This window comes from Rhizobium sp. WCS2018Hpa-16 (genome assembly GCF_031843705.1).
GTDB lineage: Bacteria > Pseudomonadota > Alphaproteobacteria > Rhizobiales > Rhizobiaceae > Agrobacterium > Agrobacterium tumefaciens_C.
In genome coordinates this window covers 1,155,863-1,170,781 of record NZ_JAVTIX010000001.1, presented here as the reverse complement: position 1 = coordinate 1,170,781, position 14,919 = coordinate 1,155,863, and the positions used below count along the sequence as shown (strand labels likewise).

General features: G+C 55.8%; 14 protein-coding genes. 9 read left to right on the top strand and 5 right to left on the bottom strand.

From position 1 onward, the window contains the following. Positions 1-166: 166 nt before the first annotated feature. Positions 167-1,543, top strand: coding sequence for a class II 3-deoxy-7-phosphoheptulonate synthase (locus tag RQI55_RS05885; RefSeq protein WP_042619784.1), 1,377 nt, complete (start codon positions 167-169; stop codon positions 1,541-1,543). A 91-nt stretch (positions 1,544-1,634) separates the two neighbouring features. Here RQI55_RS05885 and radC read toward each other — a convergent pair whose 3' ends face one another. From radC to RQI55_RS05865, 4 genes are read right to left on the bottom strand one after another with little or no spacing between them, the layout of a single operon-like run. After that, entirely contained in the window at positions 1,635-2,465 is an 831-nt protein-coding gene (gene radC, locus RQI55_RS05880) for a RadC family protein (protein ID WP_409233689.1), read from the bottom strand. A gap of 20 nt (positions 2,466-2,485) precedes the next feature. Then, positions 2,486-3,316, bottom strand: a complete 831-nt coding sequence (gene map / locus RQI55_RS05875) for a type I methionyl aminopeptidase (RefSeq protein WP_311272071.1) — start codon at positions 3,314-3,316, stop codon at positions 2,486-2,488. 32 nt (positions 3,317-3,348) lie between these two features. Then, positions 3,349-4,068, bottom strand: coding sequence for a DNA/RNA nuclease SfsA (gene sfsA / locus RQI55_RS05870; protein ID WP_243256137.1), 720 nt, complete (start codon positions 4,066-4,068; stop codon positions 3,349-3,351). 26 nt (positions 4,069-4,094) lie between these two features. Then, positions 4,095-5,942: an alpha/beta hydrolase gene (locus tag RQI55_RS05865; protein ID WP_243256136.1), complete on the bottom strand. Its 1,848-nt coding sequence runs from the start codon at positions 5,940-5,942 to the stop codon at positions 4,095-4,097. Between the two features lie 127 nt (positions 5,943-6,069). Between RQI55_RS05865 and RQI55_RS05860 the strand changes: the two genes are divergently transcribed. Further along, on the top strand, positions 6,070-6,471 hold the full coding sequence (locus tag RQI55_RS05860) for a hypothetical protein (protein WP_243256135.1): 402 nt from the start codon (positions 6,070-6,072) through the stop codon (positions 6,469-6,471). Positions 6,472-6,839: 368 nt separating this feature from the next. Here the strand turns inward: RQI55_RS05860 and fnrN are convergent, their stop codons facing one another. Continuing rightward, positions 6,840-7,565 (bottom strand): transcriptional regulator FnrN, encoded by a 726-nt coding sequence (fnrN, locus tag RQI55_RS05855; RefSeq protein ID WP_243256134.1) that lies wholly within the window; start codon positions 7,563-7,565, stop codon positions 6,840-6,842. A gap of 204 nt (positions 7,566-7,769) precedes the next feature. Between fnrN and hemN the strand changes: the two genes are divergently transcribed. The 7 genes from hemN to RQI55_RS05820 all read left to right on the top strand — a co-directional run bounded on the left by hemN (position 7,770) and on the right by RQI55_RS05820 (position 14,794). Further along, the gene (gene hemN / locus RQI55_RS05850) at positions 7,770-9,119 is read left to right on the top strand and encodes an oxygen-independent coproporphyrinogen III oxidase (protein ID WP_243256133.1); all 1,350 of its coding nucleotides are present in this window, start codon (positions 7,770-7,772) and stop codon (positions 9,117-9,119) included. A gap of 109 nt (positions 9,120-9,228) precedes the next feature. After that, positions 9,229-9,507 (top strand): acyl carrier protein, encoded by a 279-nt coding sequence (locus tag RQI55_RS05845; protein WP_042619617.1) that lies wholly within the window; start codon positions 9,229-9,231, stop codon positions 9,505-9,507. Positions 9,508-9,621: 114 nt separating this feature from the next. Then, a complete protein-coding gene (locus RQI55_RS05840) occupies positions 9,622-10,101 on the top strand; it encodes a 3-hydroxyacyl-ACP dehydratase FabZ family protein (RefSeq protein WP_243256132.1) in 480 nt (159 codons plus the stop codon). Between the two features lie 181 nt (positions 10,102-10,282). Then, positions 10,283-11,479 (top strand): beta-ketoacyl-ACP synthase, encoded by a 1,197-nt coding sequence (locus RQI55_RS05835; protein ID WP_243256967.1) that lies wholly within the window; start codon positions 10,283-10,285, stop codon positions 11,477-11,479. A gap of 12 nt (positions 11,480-11,491) precedes the next feature. Next, the gene (locus RQI55_RS05830) at positions 11,492-12,778 is read left to right on the top strand and encodes a beta-ketoacyl-ACP synthase (protein ID WP_243256131.1); all 1,287 of its coding nucleotides are present in this window, start codon (positions 11,492-11,494) and stop codon (positions 12,776-12,778) included. Between the two features lie 52 nt (positions 12,779-12,830). Then, positions 12,831-13,859, top strand: coding sequence for a zinc-binding dehydrogenase (locus RQI55_RS05825; RefSeq protein WP_042619613.1), 1,029 nt, complete (start codon positions 12,831-12,833; stop codon positions 13,857-13,859). 11 nt (positions 13,860-13,870) lie between these two features. Further along, on the top strand, positions 13,871-14,794 hold the full coding sequence (locus RQI55_RS05820; RefSeq protein ID WP_042619612.1) for a lipid A biosynthesis lauroyl acyltransferase: 924 nt from the start codon (positions 13,871-13,873) through the stop codon (positions 14,792-14,794). The last annotated feature ends 125 nt before the right edge of the window (positions 14,795-14,919 follow it).

Sequence of the window (14,919 nt, the reverse complement as noted above, 5' to 3'; positions counted from 1 at the left end):
TGGATGAACAAGAGGGCGCATTTTCGTTGGCGTGAAGGGGATGGCGAACTGGACGAATCGCGGCGAACTTGGCCTTTGCAAGCTGGGGTGAAAATGTTTATAAGCGCGCGATTAACAGGGGTAGTTGCTGCCTCCTTTATTTGGTGGCGTCACAGGCGAGAAGAACATGGCACAGAATTGGACACCGAGCAGTTGGAGGCACAAGCCGATCCAGCAGGTTCCCGAATATCCGAATGCGGCGGCAGTTGCTGCGACGGAAGCAACGTTGGCAACCTATCCGCCACTGGTGTTTGCCGGTGAAGCGCGCCGCTTGAAGAAGCAGCTTGCCAGTGTTGCCGAAGGCGAAGCATTCCTGTTGCAGGGTGGCGATTGCGCTGAGAGCTTTCTGGAGCATGGCGCTGATAACATCCGCGATTTCTTCCGTGCGTTCCTGCAAATGGCTGTCGTTCTGACCTATGGTGCGCAGCTTCCTGTCGTGAAGGTTGGCCGCATCGCCGGTCAGTTCGCCAAGCCGCGCTCGTCCAACATCGAGACCCAGGATGGCGTAAACCTGCCGTCCTATCGCGGTGACATCATCAATGGCATTGAGTTCAACGAAGCCTCGCGCGTTCCGAACCCCGAGCGTCAGCTGGACGCTTACCGCCAGTCTGCCGCGACGCTGAACCTTCTGCGTGCCTTTGCCATGGGTGGTTATGCCAACCTTGAAAATGTGCACCAGTGGATGCTCGGTTTCGTCAAGGATAGCCCGCAGGCGGATCGTTACCGCAAGCTGGCCAGCCGCATTTCTGAGACAATGGACTTCATGAAGGCCATTGGTATCACGTCTGAAAACCAGCCAAGCCTGCGCGAAACAGATTTTTTCACCAGCCACGAAGCTTTGCTGCTTGGTTATGAAGAAGCGCTGACCCGCATCGATTCGACCTCCGGCGACTGGTATGCAACATCGGGCCACATGCTCTGGATTGGCGACCGTACCCGCCAGTTGGACCATGCCCATGTGGAATATTTCCGTGGCATCAAGAACCCGATTGGTCTGAAGTGCGGCCCGTCTTTGCAGCCGGATAACCTGATCGAGCTGATCGATGCGCTGAACCCATCCAATGAAGCGGGACGCCTGACACTGATCTGCCGTTTCGGCCATGACAAGGTTGCCGAGAGCCTGCCAAAGCTTATCCGCGCCGTCGAAAAAGAAGGCCGCAAGGTCGTCTGGTCCTGTGATCCGATGCATGGCAACACGATCACGCTCAACCACTACAAGACGCGCCCGTTCGAGCGCATTCTGTCGGAAGTCGAAAGCTTCTTCCAGATTCACCGCGCCGAAGGTACGCATCCGGGTGGCATCCACATCGAGATGACCGGCAAGGATGTGACGGAATGCACGGGCGGTGCTCGCACTGTTACGGCAGACTCGCTGTCTGACCGTTACCACACCCATTGCGACCCGCGCCTCAACGCGGACCAGGCTCTGGAACTGGCGTTCCTTCTGTCCGAGCGTATGAAGAGCGGTCGGGATGAGAAGCGTCTGGCCGTCGTGAACGGCTGATTTCAGCGAGAAAGCTGTTTAAAATTGAACCGGCCCCCGAATGTTGGAGATCCCGCGTCGGGGGCCGATTTGTTTTAAGATAGTCGGGAGATCAGATCAGGCGCAGGCCCTTGAAGCTGACATGTCCGTCCTTACCGATGATGATGTGATCATGCACGGAGATGCCCAGCGGTTTCGCGGTATCGATGATGGTCTTGGTCATATCGATGTCAGCACGGGATGGGGTAGGGTCGCCACTGGGGTGATTGTGAACGAGAATGATAGCGGTGGAGGACAGTTCCAGCGCCCGCCGCACGACCTCGCGGGGATAGACCGGCGTGTGGTCCACGGTGCCTTGCCCCTGAACCTCGTCTGCGATCAGCACATTGCGCTTGTCGAGAAACAAAATGCGGAATTGCTCGCGGGCTTCATGCGCCATGACGGCATGGCAATAATCAATGACGGAAGACCAGGAGCCTAACACCTGTTTGTTGCGGATTTCGCTTTTCAGCATGCGCTGTGAAACGGATGCGATGAGTTTGAGATCGAGAGCAACAGCCTCGCCGACACCCTTGACCTCCAGAAGCAGCGGAATAGGCGCGCCAAGCACGCCGCCAAAGGTGCCGAAACGGGTAATCAAGGCCTTGGCAATCGGCTTCGTGTCGCGGCGGGGAATAAGGCGAAACAGCAAGAGCTCCAGCAACTCATAATCGGCCAACGCCGCGTCGCCGTGGTCTCGATACTTGGCGCGAAGCCGCTCGCGATGGCCAAGGTAATGCGCTGCATCTGCATCAACTGCGGGTGCTGCCTCCACCCGCATTTTTCTCGGTGACTGCCGGGCTTCGGAAAAAAAGCCGCGTTCATCACTGGTTTCGGCAAAGCCGCCGGTTGCGCCGTCTCTGGTCTCGACTGTCGTTTTCTGATCAGCGGGGCGTTTTGCCATCGGCATCGTCTCTCTTGCGTTCAGAGCGGGGGCAGGCCAGGGCGGTGCAGGCCGCCGGGCGAGAGTGTGAAAATCTCACACCCCGTGGCCGTCACGCCGACTGCGTGTTCATACTGCGCGGAAAGCGAACGGTCACGGGTGACGGCCGTCCAGCCGTCCGACAGCACTTTCACATTCGCCTTGCCCAGATTGATCATCGGTTCGATGGTGAAGATCATGCCTTCGCGCATTTCCGGCCCATCCGTCTCCTTGCCGTAATGCAGAATATTGGGCGTATCGTGGAACAGGCGACCGACGCCATGGCCGCAGAAATCCGTCACGACAGAGCAGCGCTCCGATTCCGCGTAGGCCTGAATCGCGGCGCCGATGGCACCTGTACGGGCACCGGGCCTGACGGATGCGATGCCGCGCATCAGGCATTCATATGTCACTTCAAGGAGACGTTCCGAAGCGCGCTTGATCTGCCCGACGGGGTACATGCGGCTGGAATCGCCGTACCAGCCATCCAGAACATAGGTCACATCGATATTGACGATGTCTCCCTCGCGCAAAGGCTTGTCATCGGGGATACCGTGGCAGACGACATGGTTGATGGATGTGCAGACGGATTTTGTATAGCCGCGGTAGTTCAGCGTTGCGGGCAGGGCGTTGTTGTCCATGCCGAATTCGAAAACGAAGCGGTCAATGGCGTTCGTCGTGATGCCGGGTTTGACGATAGCGGCCAGTTCATCGAGGCAGCGTGCCGTCAACTGGCTGGCTTTGTGCATGCCTTTGAAGTCTTCGGCATTGTACAACCGGATGACGCCGGTGTTCCGGGATGGGGCCGCTGCTGCGTCGATGTAAGTGACCATGGTTAAGCTTTCTTGTCTTTTAATGCTTTGTTTTATAAAGCAGCTTGGTGCCCGTCGTCTATTGCCACCATCTCATTTGCAACGATTTCCCGCGATGAGATGCTGCATTTTATGGCGTAAGCTTCCACGCCGCGCTGCATGGCCCTCTGAAAAGCGGCTGAATAGACCGGATCGAGATCGCCACAGATGCGCAAGCGGTCGCAATCTCCGCGCTGGATGAGGTAGAGCATGACTGCGCGATAGCCCGCCTGTGCCGCATCGCCCAGTTCTTCAAGGTGTTTTGCACCACGCTTGGTGGCGGTATCGGGAAATTCGGCAAGGCCCTGCTGGCGCATGAAATGCACGTTTTTCACTTCCACATAAGCATCCGGCCTGCCCGGCGCTGACAGCAGAAAATCGATTCGCGAGTTGATGCCGTATTTCTGCTCGCGCCTGACGGTCGTATAGCCGGCTAATGATGGGATGCGGTTCTTGCTTATGGCTTCCTCAGCAAGCTTGTTTGGCATGCCGGTGTTAATGCCGACGATTGTGCCATCCGCTTCCACCAGTTCCAGACAGTGCCTATATTTGCGGGTCGGGCTGTCATGTTGCGACAGCCACACGCGCGAACCCGGCGCTGTCAAACCGCGCATTGAGCCGGTGTTGGGGCAGGAACCTGTTATCTTAGTGCCGTCTTCCAGCACGGCATCGAAGAGAAAACGCTTGTAGCGTGAGATGAGCGTCGCTGGAATGAGCGGAGAATCAAAGATCATGGTGCAGTGTTGTGTGCGCTTCGCGCTTATTCAAGCACATAAGTGCCCGGCGCATCGCAAAGGGCGGGCAGGGCGCCATCGCCGGGTAGGCGGGCGGCAACCTTGCGCTTGTCTTGCGCTTTGATCCACGCTTGCCAGTGTGGCCACCAAGATCCTTTGCAAGTCTCGGCTGCCTGGTGCCAGGCATCAAAGTCACCGGTCGGTGATGCGCCTGTCCAATATTGATATTTGTCCATCTCAGGCGGATTGACGACACCTGCGATATGGCCGGAGCCGCTGAGCACAAACTCGACCGGACCGCCGAAAAGATCCGCACCTGCGAACACGGATTTGGCGGGCGCGATATGGTCGTCCCGGGCGGCGAGGTCGTAGATCGGTATTTCTATATCCTTGAGATTGACCACCTTGCCTGCCACCTGCATGCGCCCTTCTGCCAGATTGTTTTCTAGATAGCAGTTGCGCAGATAAAACGAGTGAATGGCAGCAGCCACGCGGCTTGAATCGGAATTCCAGTAGAGGAGGTCAAAGGGTGGCGGCTGCGCCCCACGCAGATAATTATCGACGACATAAGGCCAGATCAGGTCGGATGCCCTGAGCATATTGAAGACGCTGGCCATGATCGTACCATCCAGATACCCCACGGCCTTCATATGGGCGTCGAGTGCGGCCAATTGCTGCTCGTCTATGAAGACTTTCAGATCGCCGGCATGGGTAAAATCGGTTTGTGCTGCGAGCAGCGTGGCCGAACGAATGCGCTTGTTCTTCTGCTGGGCATGCAGCGCAAGCGTGGAGGCAAGCAGAGTTCCGCCGATGCAATAACCCACCGCATTGATCTGCTTTTCGCCGGTTGCCTGCTCTATCGTGTCCAGCGCAAACTCAATTCCTTGCCGCGTGTAGTCGTCCCAGCCCTTTTCCGCATGGCGCGTATCGGGGTTTACCCAGGAGATCATGAATACGGTATGCCCCTGGTCGACGCACCATTTCACGAAGGATTTGTGGGCGTTGAGATCGAGAATGTAGAACTTGTTGATCCATGGCGGAATGATCAGCAGGGGTCTCTTCAGAACCTCTTCGGTTGAAGGAGCGTATTGGATGATTTCGCAGAGATCGCTACGGGCAATGACTTTGCCGGGGGTGACGGCAATATTCTGGCCGATGACGAATTTGCTGTAATCGGTCTGGCGCAGCTTGATGTTGCCATTGCCCGCCGCCATATCCTCAGCCAGCTGGGCCATGCCTTTCACCAGATTGGCACCGCTGGTGGCCACCGTCTCACGAAAGACCTGCGGGTTGGTGAAGGCGAAGTTAGCGGGGCAAATCGCTTCCGTCACCTGCCGCATGTAGAACCGCGCCTTCTGGCGGGTCTTGTCGTCCAGCCCTTCCGCATCCGTTACCATGCGCTCTGCCCATGCGGCGGTTACGAGGTACACTTTCTGCAACGCGTCAAAGAACGGGTTCGATTGCCATTCCTCATCTGCAAAACGCTTGTGCCGTGGCTGTGTGTCGGGCTTTTCTTGCGAGTTTGCATCGTCGCCAGAGAGTTGAGAGACGGACTTTTGCCAGATGTCGAAGTAGCTGGAGAGCAGATGTGTTTGGGCTTCGACAGAGCGCTTTGGCTCTGCCATCCAATATTCAGCGACATCGGATAATGTTTGAAACAGATCGCTCATGGGGCTGGCGCTGGTTTGGGGAATTTCTCCACGCTCGCGCGGAGCAATCCATTCCGAAGCGGCTTTACCCAGATTTTCCAGTGCCTTGGCCACGTTCATGGCAAAGGCCTGCGGATCCCGCACCACGTAGGCTTCGGCGGATTTAGGATCAAAGCCCTTTCGCTTGTCTCCTTCGTCTCTCCCCCCGCCGTCAGTGCCTGCCATACATTGTACTCCGGTGCATTTTTGTGTTTGCACATTCTGCATGAAAACGAATACAAGTTCCAGCGACAGAGACGCTATGGATCACGGCGTTGTGTATTTGAATAATTCGTTACAGGCGGGACAAGGCATGGGCAAGCATATGGTGAGCGTAAGAGCGGCGACTGTCTTTTCCGTTTTTGGCGTTGCGCTGCCGCTTCTGGCAGGTTGCCAAAACCTTGAACCCGTTGTTGCACCCGCAAACATGAAGCGTCCGGCGGCTGAGGTCGTTGGGCCGCGCAAGGTTGATGCTTCTCCCGTTTCGCAAAAGCGTGACACGGGAACCTATCCAACCTTCGCCACGCCGATGACAGCCGCTCTGCCGCAGATGCAGGACGACGAAGCCACCTCGATGGAAACAACCATGACGCGGCTTGGAAATGCCCGGAGCAAAGGCCAAATTTCCGAGAAGGAATACAAACGCCGGGTTGCCGAGTTGCGGGCGCTTTCGGAGCAGCAAAAGCCTGTGGCGACCCCAGCAGCTTCGCAATAAGGCAAGTCTTAACGGGACGTTATCGTCGCGCTTATGATTCTACGCTTTGTATAAGCCAGCCGCTAACCGCTTTTTTTAAACGGGCATATGCAACTTCCGGGTTATAGTTTCAGCCAAGCGAGGTAAAAACATCGCAAGCGCTGGGGGGCGTAACCATGAAGTGTATCATTGTCGGTTTGATCGTCGGGGCGTCGTTATTCCACCCCGAACCAGCCAAGGCACCATCCATGATGTCTAGCTACACCATGCAGATTCGCTAGTTTGGTTCCGGTGAACGCGGGTTCACCGACAACACAATAACTCTTTGTTTCTACACAATTCCCGACAAAAAGCCCGTTACCAGTTTTGCTCTAGGCACATTCTGGCTGTCAGTCATTTCCCGCAGCCATGTTGAGCGAAATCATATCGGGCACGGTGATATGGCGATTGTTCTCGATCTTGATCAGACCCTCTTTGCGCAGCTTCGTCATCTGGCGGCTGACGGTCTCGATAGTCAGGCCCAGGAAGTCTGCGATATCGGCCCGTGACAGAGGCAAATCAAAGCAGGATTTGTCCTCGTTTTCCGGGTCTATGTGAGTCGCGATCAGATAGAGAAAGCTTGCGACTTTTTCCTGCGCCGACTTGCGGCCCAGTGTCAGCATCCAGTCGCGCGCCTCATCGAGTTCTTTCAGAGACTGGCTATGAAGCTTGCGCTCCATGCTCGGAATTTCGCCAACCATGCGGTCGATAATGCGGCGTGGAAAGCTGCAGATCTCCACTTCGGTGGCTGCTTCCGCCGTCATGCTGCTTTCGTGAATGAACGGGCGTCCGAGGAAATCGGGTGCAAATTGCAGGCCGACGATCTGCTGGCGACCATCCGCCATGACTCTGGATAGTTTCACCACACCTTTGAGAATGTTGGCGTAATATTCCACTTGCTCGCCCTGGCCGAGCATTTCATGGCCGAGTTCGATCTTCCTGCGGCTGGAATGCCTGTTCAACTCGACGAGTTGTTGTGGAAGCAAGACGCCGCAGAGACCGCCATGCCGTGCTTCACAGGACCGACATACCAATGGAAGGTCGGAGTTGTGTATGCTTCGCTGTAACGTGTCCATAGTGCTTCCCGATCCTGAAGGTCGCGGCAAAGCTGTGATACCAATCGCTTGGTATGCATTCGTCCCACCCCGACAAGCCGTAATCCCCCACGGCTTTGAGATGACAATCTTTACGCCTCGAATTGATCGAAGTCAAAGTTTCAAACTGTCGCAGCCTGTATTTTATAGTCGCAGAATTGATATATGCTAAGAGGGAATTGCGTTTTGACCGAGCATCTCATTCACAAATATGGTGCCGCTGTTCCGCGCTATACGAGCTATCCTACTTCACCACACTTCCATGATGGGGTTGATTCGTCCGCCTATACTTCGTGGCTTGGAAAATTAGATAAATCGAACAGTATATCCCTCTATGTTCATATTCCCTATTGTGACCGATTGTGCTGGTTTTGTGCCTGTCACACCAAGCACACATTGAAATATGAGCCGATTGCGACCTACCTGAAATCCTTGCATCGGGAGGTTTTAAAGGTTGGCGCGCATGTATCGCGAGACGCCAGGGTAACGGCTGTGCATTTTGGCGGCGGCTCGCCGACCATGGTCAAGCCTGATGACCTCAAGGCATTGATGGATTGTCTGCGCGTTACATTCCATTTTGCCCCCGATGTCGAAATCAGCGTCGAGATGGATCCCAATGATCTGGACGAGGGGCGTTACGATGCCTTGGCCGCCATCGGCATGACGCGGGCCAGTCTGGGCGTGCAGGATTTTGACGAGAAGGTGCAGCAGACCATCAACCGCATCCAGACCTTCGATCAGACGAAATCGGTGGTGGACGCAGTGCGGGCGAGGGGTGTTCATTCGGTCAATTGCGATATTCTCTACGGCCTTCCGCATCAGACGCTCGATACGCTGCGGGACACCGTTGAGCAGATCATCTCGCTTGATCCTGACCGCATCGCGCTCTTCGGCTACGCCCATGTGCCATGGATGAAGAAACACCAGACGATGATCCCCGAGGATGCGCTGCCAGATGTTATGGAGCGATACCAGCAAATGACGATGGCGGCAGATATGCTTGTTGCATCAGGATATGTCGCAGTTGGTATCGACCACTTTGCAAAGCCTGACGACAAGCTTGCGGTGGCGTTGAAGAACGGCGTTCTGAAGCGAAACTTTCAGGGCTATACGGATGATTGCGCGGATGCCCTGATCGGGCTTGGTGCATCGGCCATCGGCAAATTGCCGCAGGGCTATGTTCAGAACATGCCGGCCACTGGTGAATATGAGCGTATGGCGGATGGTGATGGTCTTTGCGTGGTGCGCGGCATCGCGTTGTCAGACGAGGACCGGGTGCGTGGCTTCGTCATTGAGAAGATCATGTGTGATTTCGCTCTCGACCTCACGGCTCTTTGTGAAATGTATGGCGCCATGGGACATGGTGTGGCAACTGAGGCCAGAGACTTCGCAATGCGAGATCGCGATGGTCTTGTTGTCATCGAAGACGGCATTTTCAGATTGTCAGATGCGGGCAAGCCCTTTGCCAGAAGCATCGCGGCCACGTTCGATACCTATCTTTCGAACGGTCGCGGGCGGCATTCGGTTGCTGTTTAAGCAACACTTTGCTCTGAAAATTCGAGGATACTCCACGAAACCATTGGCTTTTTTGCGCAAGTTCCCTATGTGGAGCGTCATACATAAAGAGACACGAAGGAATATTGGCGTGACAGCTACATTCGATAAGGTTGCAGATATTATCGCTGACACAAGCGAAATCGAACGCGAAACCATTACGCCTGAAAGCCACACGATTGACGATCTGGGCATCGATAGCCTCGACTTCCTCGACATCGTCTTTGCGATCGACAAGGAATTCGGCATCAAGATTCCGCTGGAACAGTGGACGCAGGAAGTCAACGAAGGCAAGGTTTCGACCGAGGAATATTTCGTTCTGAAGAACCTCTGTGCAAAGATTGACGAGTTGAAAGCAGCCAAGGGCTGATTGTGGATGGCCCGTCCATGAGGCGGGCCTTTCTGCAAAGCGGGCGTGCAGTCTTGACCACCATAGCAGTGGTTCTGCGCGCTATCCGCAACTCAAACATTCTACGGACGGAACATGCTTCTAGAATATTTCCAGATGGTGGACCGTATCGAATCCATCGATCGTTCTGCGCGCATCTTGAAGGCTCGCTCCATCGTGCCGCAGAACAGCCCTGTCTTTGAAGGGCATTTTCCCGGCATGCCGCTGGTTCCCGGTGTTCTGTTGATCGAGACCATGGCCCAGGCATCCGGAATGCTCGTTCTGGCGATGACCGATTTTGCCGCGATGCCGTTTCTGATGACTGTTGATGGTGCGAAGATGCGCACTTTTGTCGAGCCAAATGCAGTGCTCGATATCGAAGCCTATCTGGAACATGACGGATCTGGCTTTGCGGTGACAAAAGCCAAAATAACATCTGACGGCAAGAAGGTATGCGACGCGCAATTGAAGCTGCGCACCATGCCGTTTAGCGAAATTCCGCTGGGTCCCATCGTGAAAAATCGCGCCGAAGAAATCGGCCTGATGGCGGCCATCGCGGCTGATACGTCTGTCTGAGCGGGCAAACTGCTCGATTCATAACATTCAATAGGTGAAAATTGATGCATAGCGGGGGCTGTTTGGGCCTTCGCCATTGCAAAGCTGCATTGTGAGCATTATTCCGCATGGCACGTGCGGTTTTCACCGCTTTGGTAAGCTGGCCTGTTTTCCATGACCGGCAAGCGACGAAGGATGACGGATAATGAAGTCTGACAATGATGTGGTGATCACCGGGGTCGGTATCGTGACCTGTCATGGCGTCGGTATCGATGCCCATATCGCCTTGCTTTGCGCAAGCGCGGCCCCGGAAGCGATTGTCGAAACCGAAAAGTTCGCGCCTTACCCGATCCATCCCTTGCCAGAGATCGATTGGTCCAGCCAGATTGGACGCAAGGATCAGCGCCAGATGGAAAACTGGCAGCGTCTTGGCGTTTTTGCGGCCGGTCTGGCGCTTGATGATGCGGGTCTGAAAGACGACGCAGAAGCATGTGGCACGATGGATATGATCGTGGCGGCTGGCGGTGGCGAGCGCGATATCAATGTCGATACGCTCATCATCGACGAGGGCATGAAGCGCAACGATCGCGAAGTCATGTTGAACGAGAAGCTCACAACCGAGCTTCGTCCAACCCTGTTTCTCGCGCAGCTTTCCAACCTCATGGCCGGTAACATTTCCATCGTTCACAAGGTCACAGGTTCCTCGCGCACATTTATGGGTGAAGAAGCGGCAGGCATTTCCGCTGTCGAAACCGCATTTTACCGAATCCGTTCTGGCGAATCGAGCCACGCGCTGGTGGGTGGTGCTTTTGCCGCCGAGCGTCCTGACATGACGTTGTTGTTTGAAGCCATCGGTGCCCACGCGCAAGGTGAATGGCAGCCGCTCTGGTCGCGGGCTGACGGTGAGGGCGGTGGCATGATTACCGGCTCTGTCGGTGCATTCCTCGTGCTGGAATCGCGTAAGCGCGCCGAGGCCCGTGGCGCAAAGATCTATGCCCGCATCGACGCTATCGAAGGGGATCGTGGTTCACGCGAAAATGGGAAGTTTGAACAGAGGTTCGAGCGGCTCCTGGCACCTGCCAAGGATGCTGCCGACACTGTCGTCTTTTCGGGTGCCAGCGGTTACGGCGCTGTTACGCCAAGCGAAAGCCATGTGCTTGCGCAAGTCCTGCCACAGGCTGCCATTCGTGGTTTTGGCGGGTTTACGGGCCATGGGCTTGAAGCACAGTTTCCGCTGGGCCTTGCGCTCGCAGCACTTGCGCTCAACAGCGATGCGAAGGTTCCGGCTTTCGATAGTTCCGCTGAGAAGCCAATGGCGTCTGCTGCTGCTCAGGCAGTGGTGACAACGGTTGGCCATGTTCGCGGCGAAGGCGTTGCCGTTCTTTCCAAAGATATTTGAGGAGTAGACACCATGGCATCCAGCAATTTCAAGGATCACCTCGGTCGCCCCATCGTTGCCGTTACCGGCATGGGCATCCTCACATCGCTCGGCCAAGGGCTGAAAGACAATTGGGATGCGCTGACGTCAGGCAAATCCGGCATCCATAAAATCACCCGCTTCCCCACGGACAACCTGTCCACGCGGATTTGCGGAACCGTGGATTTCATCGAGATCCCCAAGCCCAACTCCGTCGAGCGCTCCTATGCGTTCGCTCGCGAAACTACCATCGAAGCGTTGGCGCAGGCTGGGCTTTCAGGCGATTTCAACGGCCCATTGTTTCTGGCTGCGCCGCCGATTGAGCCGGAATGGAGCGCCCGCTTCGAACTGGGCGACCGTTCTCCACCTGCTGAAAAGCCGGGCGATGCCTATGATCGCTTTATGGCTGCGTTGCGAGAGCGTCCAGATCCCGAATTTCAGGAGGCGGCTCTGTTTGGCGCCATCTCCGAGCGTCTGGCAGATCGCTTCGGTACGCGTGGATTGCCTGTCACATTGTCCACCGCATGTGCGTCTGGTGCCACCGCTATCCAGCTTGGCGTTGAGGCCATCAGGCAGGGCCGCTCCGAGCGCGCCTTGACCGTTGCGACAGACGGCTCAGTGAGCGCTGAAGCTCTCATTCGCTTTTCGCTGCTGTCGGCTCTCTCCACGCAGAATGATCCACCGGAAAAGGCATCCAAGCCGTTCAGCAAGGACCGCGATGGTTTCGTGATCGCGGAAGGAGCTGCAACGCTTGTGCTGGAATCGCTGGAATCCGCTATTGCGCGCGGTGCGAAGGTTCTCGGCATCATCAAGGGCGCTGGCGAGAAGGCTGACAGCTTCCACCGCACGCGCTCCTCGCCGGATGGCGGCCCCGCCATCGCCACCATCAGAGCAGCTCTTGCCGATGCGGGCGTGGGCGAAGGCGATATCAACTATATCAACGCGCACGGCACCTCCACGCCTGAGAACGACAAGATGGAATATGGTTCCATGCTGGCTGTTTTTGGCGAGGGGCTGAAGTCGATCCCGGTGTCTTCCAACAAATCGATGATTGGCCATACGCTGACGGCGGCCGGTGCGGTCGAAGCTGTGTTCTCATTGCAGACGATGCTGACAGGCACCGTTCCGCCGACCATCAACTACACCAACCCTGACCCGACGATTGCACTGGACGTGGTGCCGAATGTGAAGCGCGATGCGCAGGTAACTGCTGTGCTTTCCAATTCATTCGGCTTCGGTGGCCAGAACGCAAGCCTTGTCATGACGCGGGAACCGGCTTAATCGGTCTCTCACATCCAAATCTTTAGGGCCTTCGGGCGAAGGACTTTTTACTATGCGCGCTTTGCAACTCGTTGATGATCGTAAGCTTGAGAGAGTGGAATTGCCCGAGCCTGAAGCACCGGCTCCTGGCGAAGTGACGCTTCGGGTCAAGGCTGTTGCGCTCAACCACATCGATGTATGGGGCTGGCGCGGCATGGCATTTGCCAAACGCAAGATGCCGCTGACAATCGGTGCGGAAGCATCTGGCGTTGTCGAGGCTATCGGTCCCGGTGTTTCTAATGTTTTGCCTGGGCAATTGGTATCCATTTACGGCGCGCGTACCTGCGGGCGCTGCCATCACTGTGTGGCCGGGCGGGATAACCTCTGCGAAAACGTGGCGGGTGTGCACGGCTTTCACTTGGATGGCTTTGCGCAGGAAAAGATCAACATTCCCGCCCGGCAGCTCGTACTTGCACCGCCCGGCATCGACGCTGTGGCTGCGGCTCTTGCACCCGTAACGTTCGGGACTGTCGAACACATGCTGTTCGACAACGCCAAGCTTCAGCCCGGTGAAACGATCCTGATCCATGCTGGCGGTTCCGGCATTGGTTCCGCTGCGATCCAGCTTGCCAAGAAGATGGGCTGCACCGTCATCACCACGGTGGGTTCTGATGACAAGATCGAACGCGCCAAAGCACTTGGCGCCGATCACGTTATCAACTACCGCGTTGATCGGTTTGAAGGCGTGGTGCGCAAGTTGACCAAGAAGAAGGGCGTTGATGTCGTCTTCGAACATGTCGGCAAAGACACCTGGGCCGGTTCGATGTTCTGCCTAAAGCGCGGTGGACGCCTTGTCACATGTGGCTCGACATCAGGCGTTTCCTCGGAAATCAATTTGATGATGCTGTTCCAACAGCAGTTGAAATTGCTGGGTTCCTTTGGCTGCCGTATGGAAAACATGGCAGATGCTATGCAAAAGATGGCACGTGGCCTTGTGCATCCGGTCATCGATACCGAAGTAACCTTCGATACTATCGAGATGGCGCTGGAGCGGATGGAAAGCCGTCAGGTCTTCGGCAAAATCGTCCTACGGATGGATTGATCCTTTTGAAAATGTTGATAACGCGCGCTGTTCTGGCGCTCGAAAACTTTCGTCAGTGGCTGAATGCGACGCTCGCATTCAGCGCTCTGAACCTCCTGAAACTTGCTCCTGCCGATCCGGCCATCCGGTTCGCAGACAGGCTTGCGCGTAAGGTTGGCCCCAAAACCTCTCGTCACAAGCTGATGCTGGTGAACCTGAAGCGTGCTTATCCGGAGAAGTCGGAAGAAGAGCGAGTCGAGATTGCGCTCGACAGCTGGGGCAATATGGGTCGCCTGGCGGCCGAATATGTGTTTCTCGATCGCCTCTTCGACTTTGATCCGGCCAATCCAAAGCCGGGCAGGGTTGAGGTTATCGGCACCGAAACGTTTCTGGAACTGCGCGACAATCCACGTCCGTTCATCGTATTTACGGCGCATTCCGGCAATTTCGAACTTCTGCCTGTTGCAGGTTCCGCCTTCGGGCTTGATGTGACGGTGCTGTTCCGCCCACCCAACAATCCCTATGTTGCGAAACGTATCTTTGATTTTCGCAAAGAGCGCATGGGCAACCTCGTACCATCCCACGCCGGTTCATCCTTTGCGCTGGCGCGTCAGCTGGAAAAGGGCGGTGGGATCGGTGTTCTGGTGGACCAGAAATTCCGAAAGGGATTGCCCACGAAATTCTTCGGCAACGACGTGTTGACCAACCCATTGCTGGCAAAGCTTGTTCGGCAGTTCGGTTGTGATGTGTTTCCCGCTCGCTGTGTTCGCCTTCCCGATAACCGTTATCGGTTGGAAATCGAACCTAAAGTCGAGATACCGTTGAACGAAAACGGCAGTGTCGACGTTCAGAAGACCGCGCAGCTTCTCAACGACAAGGTTGAGAGCTGGGTGCGTGAATACCCAGGCCAATGGTTGTGGTATCACGACCGGTGGCATATCAAGAATAGTATTTAACAAGACCGCCGCATATTGAGGCACGCGAGCAATGTTCTGTAAGTTGTGACTGCACCTTATTCGTCACAATTTCTAGGATTTGTTAAAACCGCCATGCGTGTGTTATTTATTCTATGTGCAGTGCG

What these genes read in the sequence shown, in the direction of transcription:
- RQI55_RS05885 (WP_042619784.1), top strand. Translation starts at nt 167, where the DNA reads ATGGCACAGAATTGGACACCGAGCAGTTGGAGGCACAAGCCGATCCAG.
- radC (WP_409233689.1), bottom strand. Translation starts at nt 2,465, where the DNA reads ATGGCAAAACGCCCCGCTGATCAGAAAACGACAGTCGAGACCAGAGAC.
- map (WP_311272071.1), bottom strand. Translation starts at nt 3,316, where the DNA reads ATGGTCACTTACATCGACGCAGCAGCGGCCCCATCCCGGAACACCGGC.
- sfsA (WP_243256137.1), bottom strand. Translation starts at nt 4,068, where the DNA reads ATGATCTTTGATTCTCCGCTCATTCCAGCGACGCTCATCTCACGCTAC.
- RQI55_RS05865 (WP_243256136.1), bottom strand. Translation starts at nt 5,942, where the DNA reads ATGGCAGGCACTGACGGCGGGGGGAGAGACGAAGGAGACAAGCGAAAG.
- RQI55_RS05860 (WP_243256135.1), top strand. Translation starts at nt 6,070, where the DNA reads ATGGGCAAGCATATGGTGAGCGTAAGAGCGGCGACTGTCTTTTCCGTT.
- fnrN (WP_243256134.1), bottom strand. Translation starts at nt 7,565, where the DNA reads ATGGACACGTTACAGCGAAGCATACACAACTCCGACCTTCCATTGGTA.
- RQI55_RS05840 (WP_243256132.1), top strand. Translation starts at nt 9,622, where the DNA reads ATGCTTCTAGAATATTTCCAGATGGTGGACCGTATCGAATCCATCGAT.
- RQI55_RS05830 (WP_243256131.1), top strand. Translation starts at nt 11,492, where the DNA reads ATGGCATCCAGCAATTTCAAGGATCACCTCGGTCGCCCCATCGTTGCC.
- RQI55_RS05825 (WP_042619613.1), top strand. Translation starts at nt 12,831, where the DNA reads ATGCGCGCTTTGCAACTCGTTGATGATCGTAAGCTTGAGAGAGTGGAA.
- RQI55_RS05820 (WP_042619612.1), top strand. Translation starts at nt 13,871, where the DNA reads ATGTTGATAACGCGCGCTGTTCTGGCGCTCGAAAACTTTCGTCAGTGG.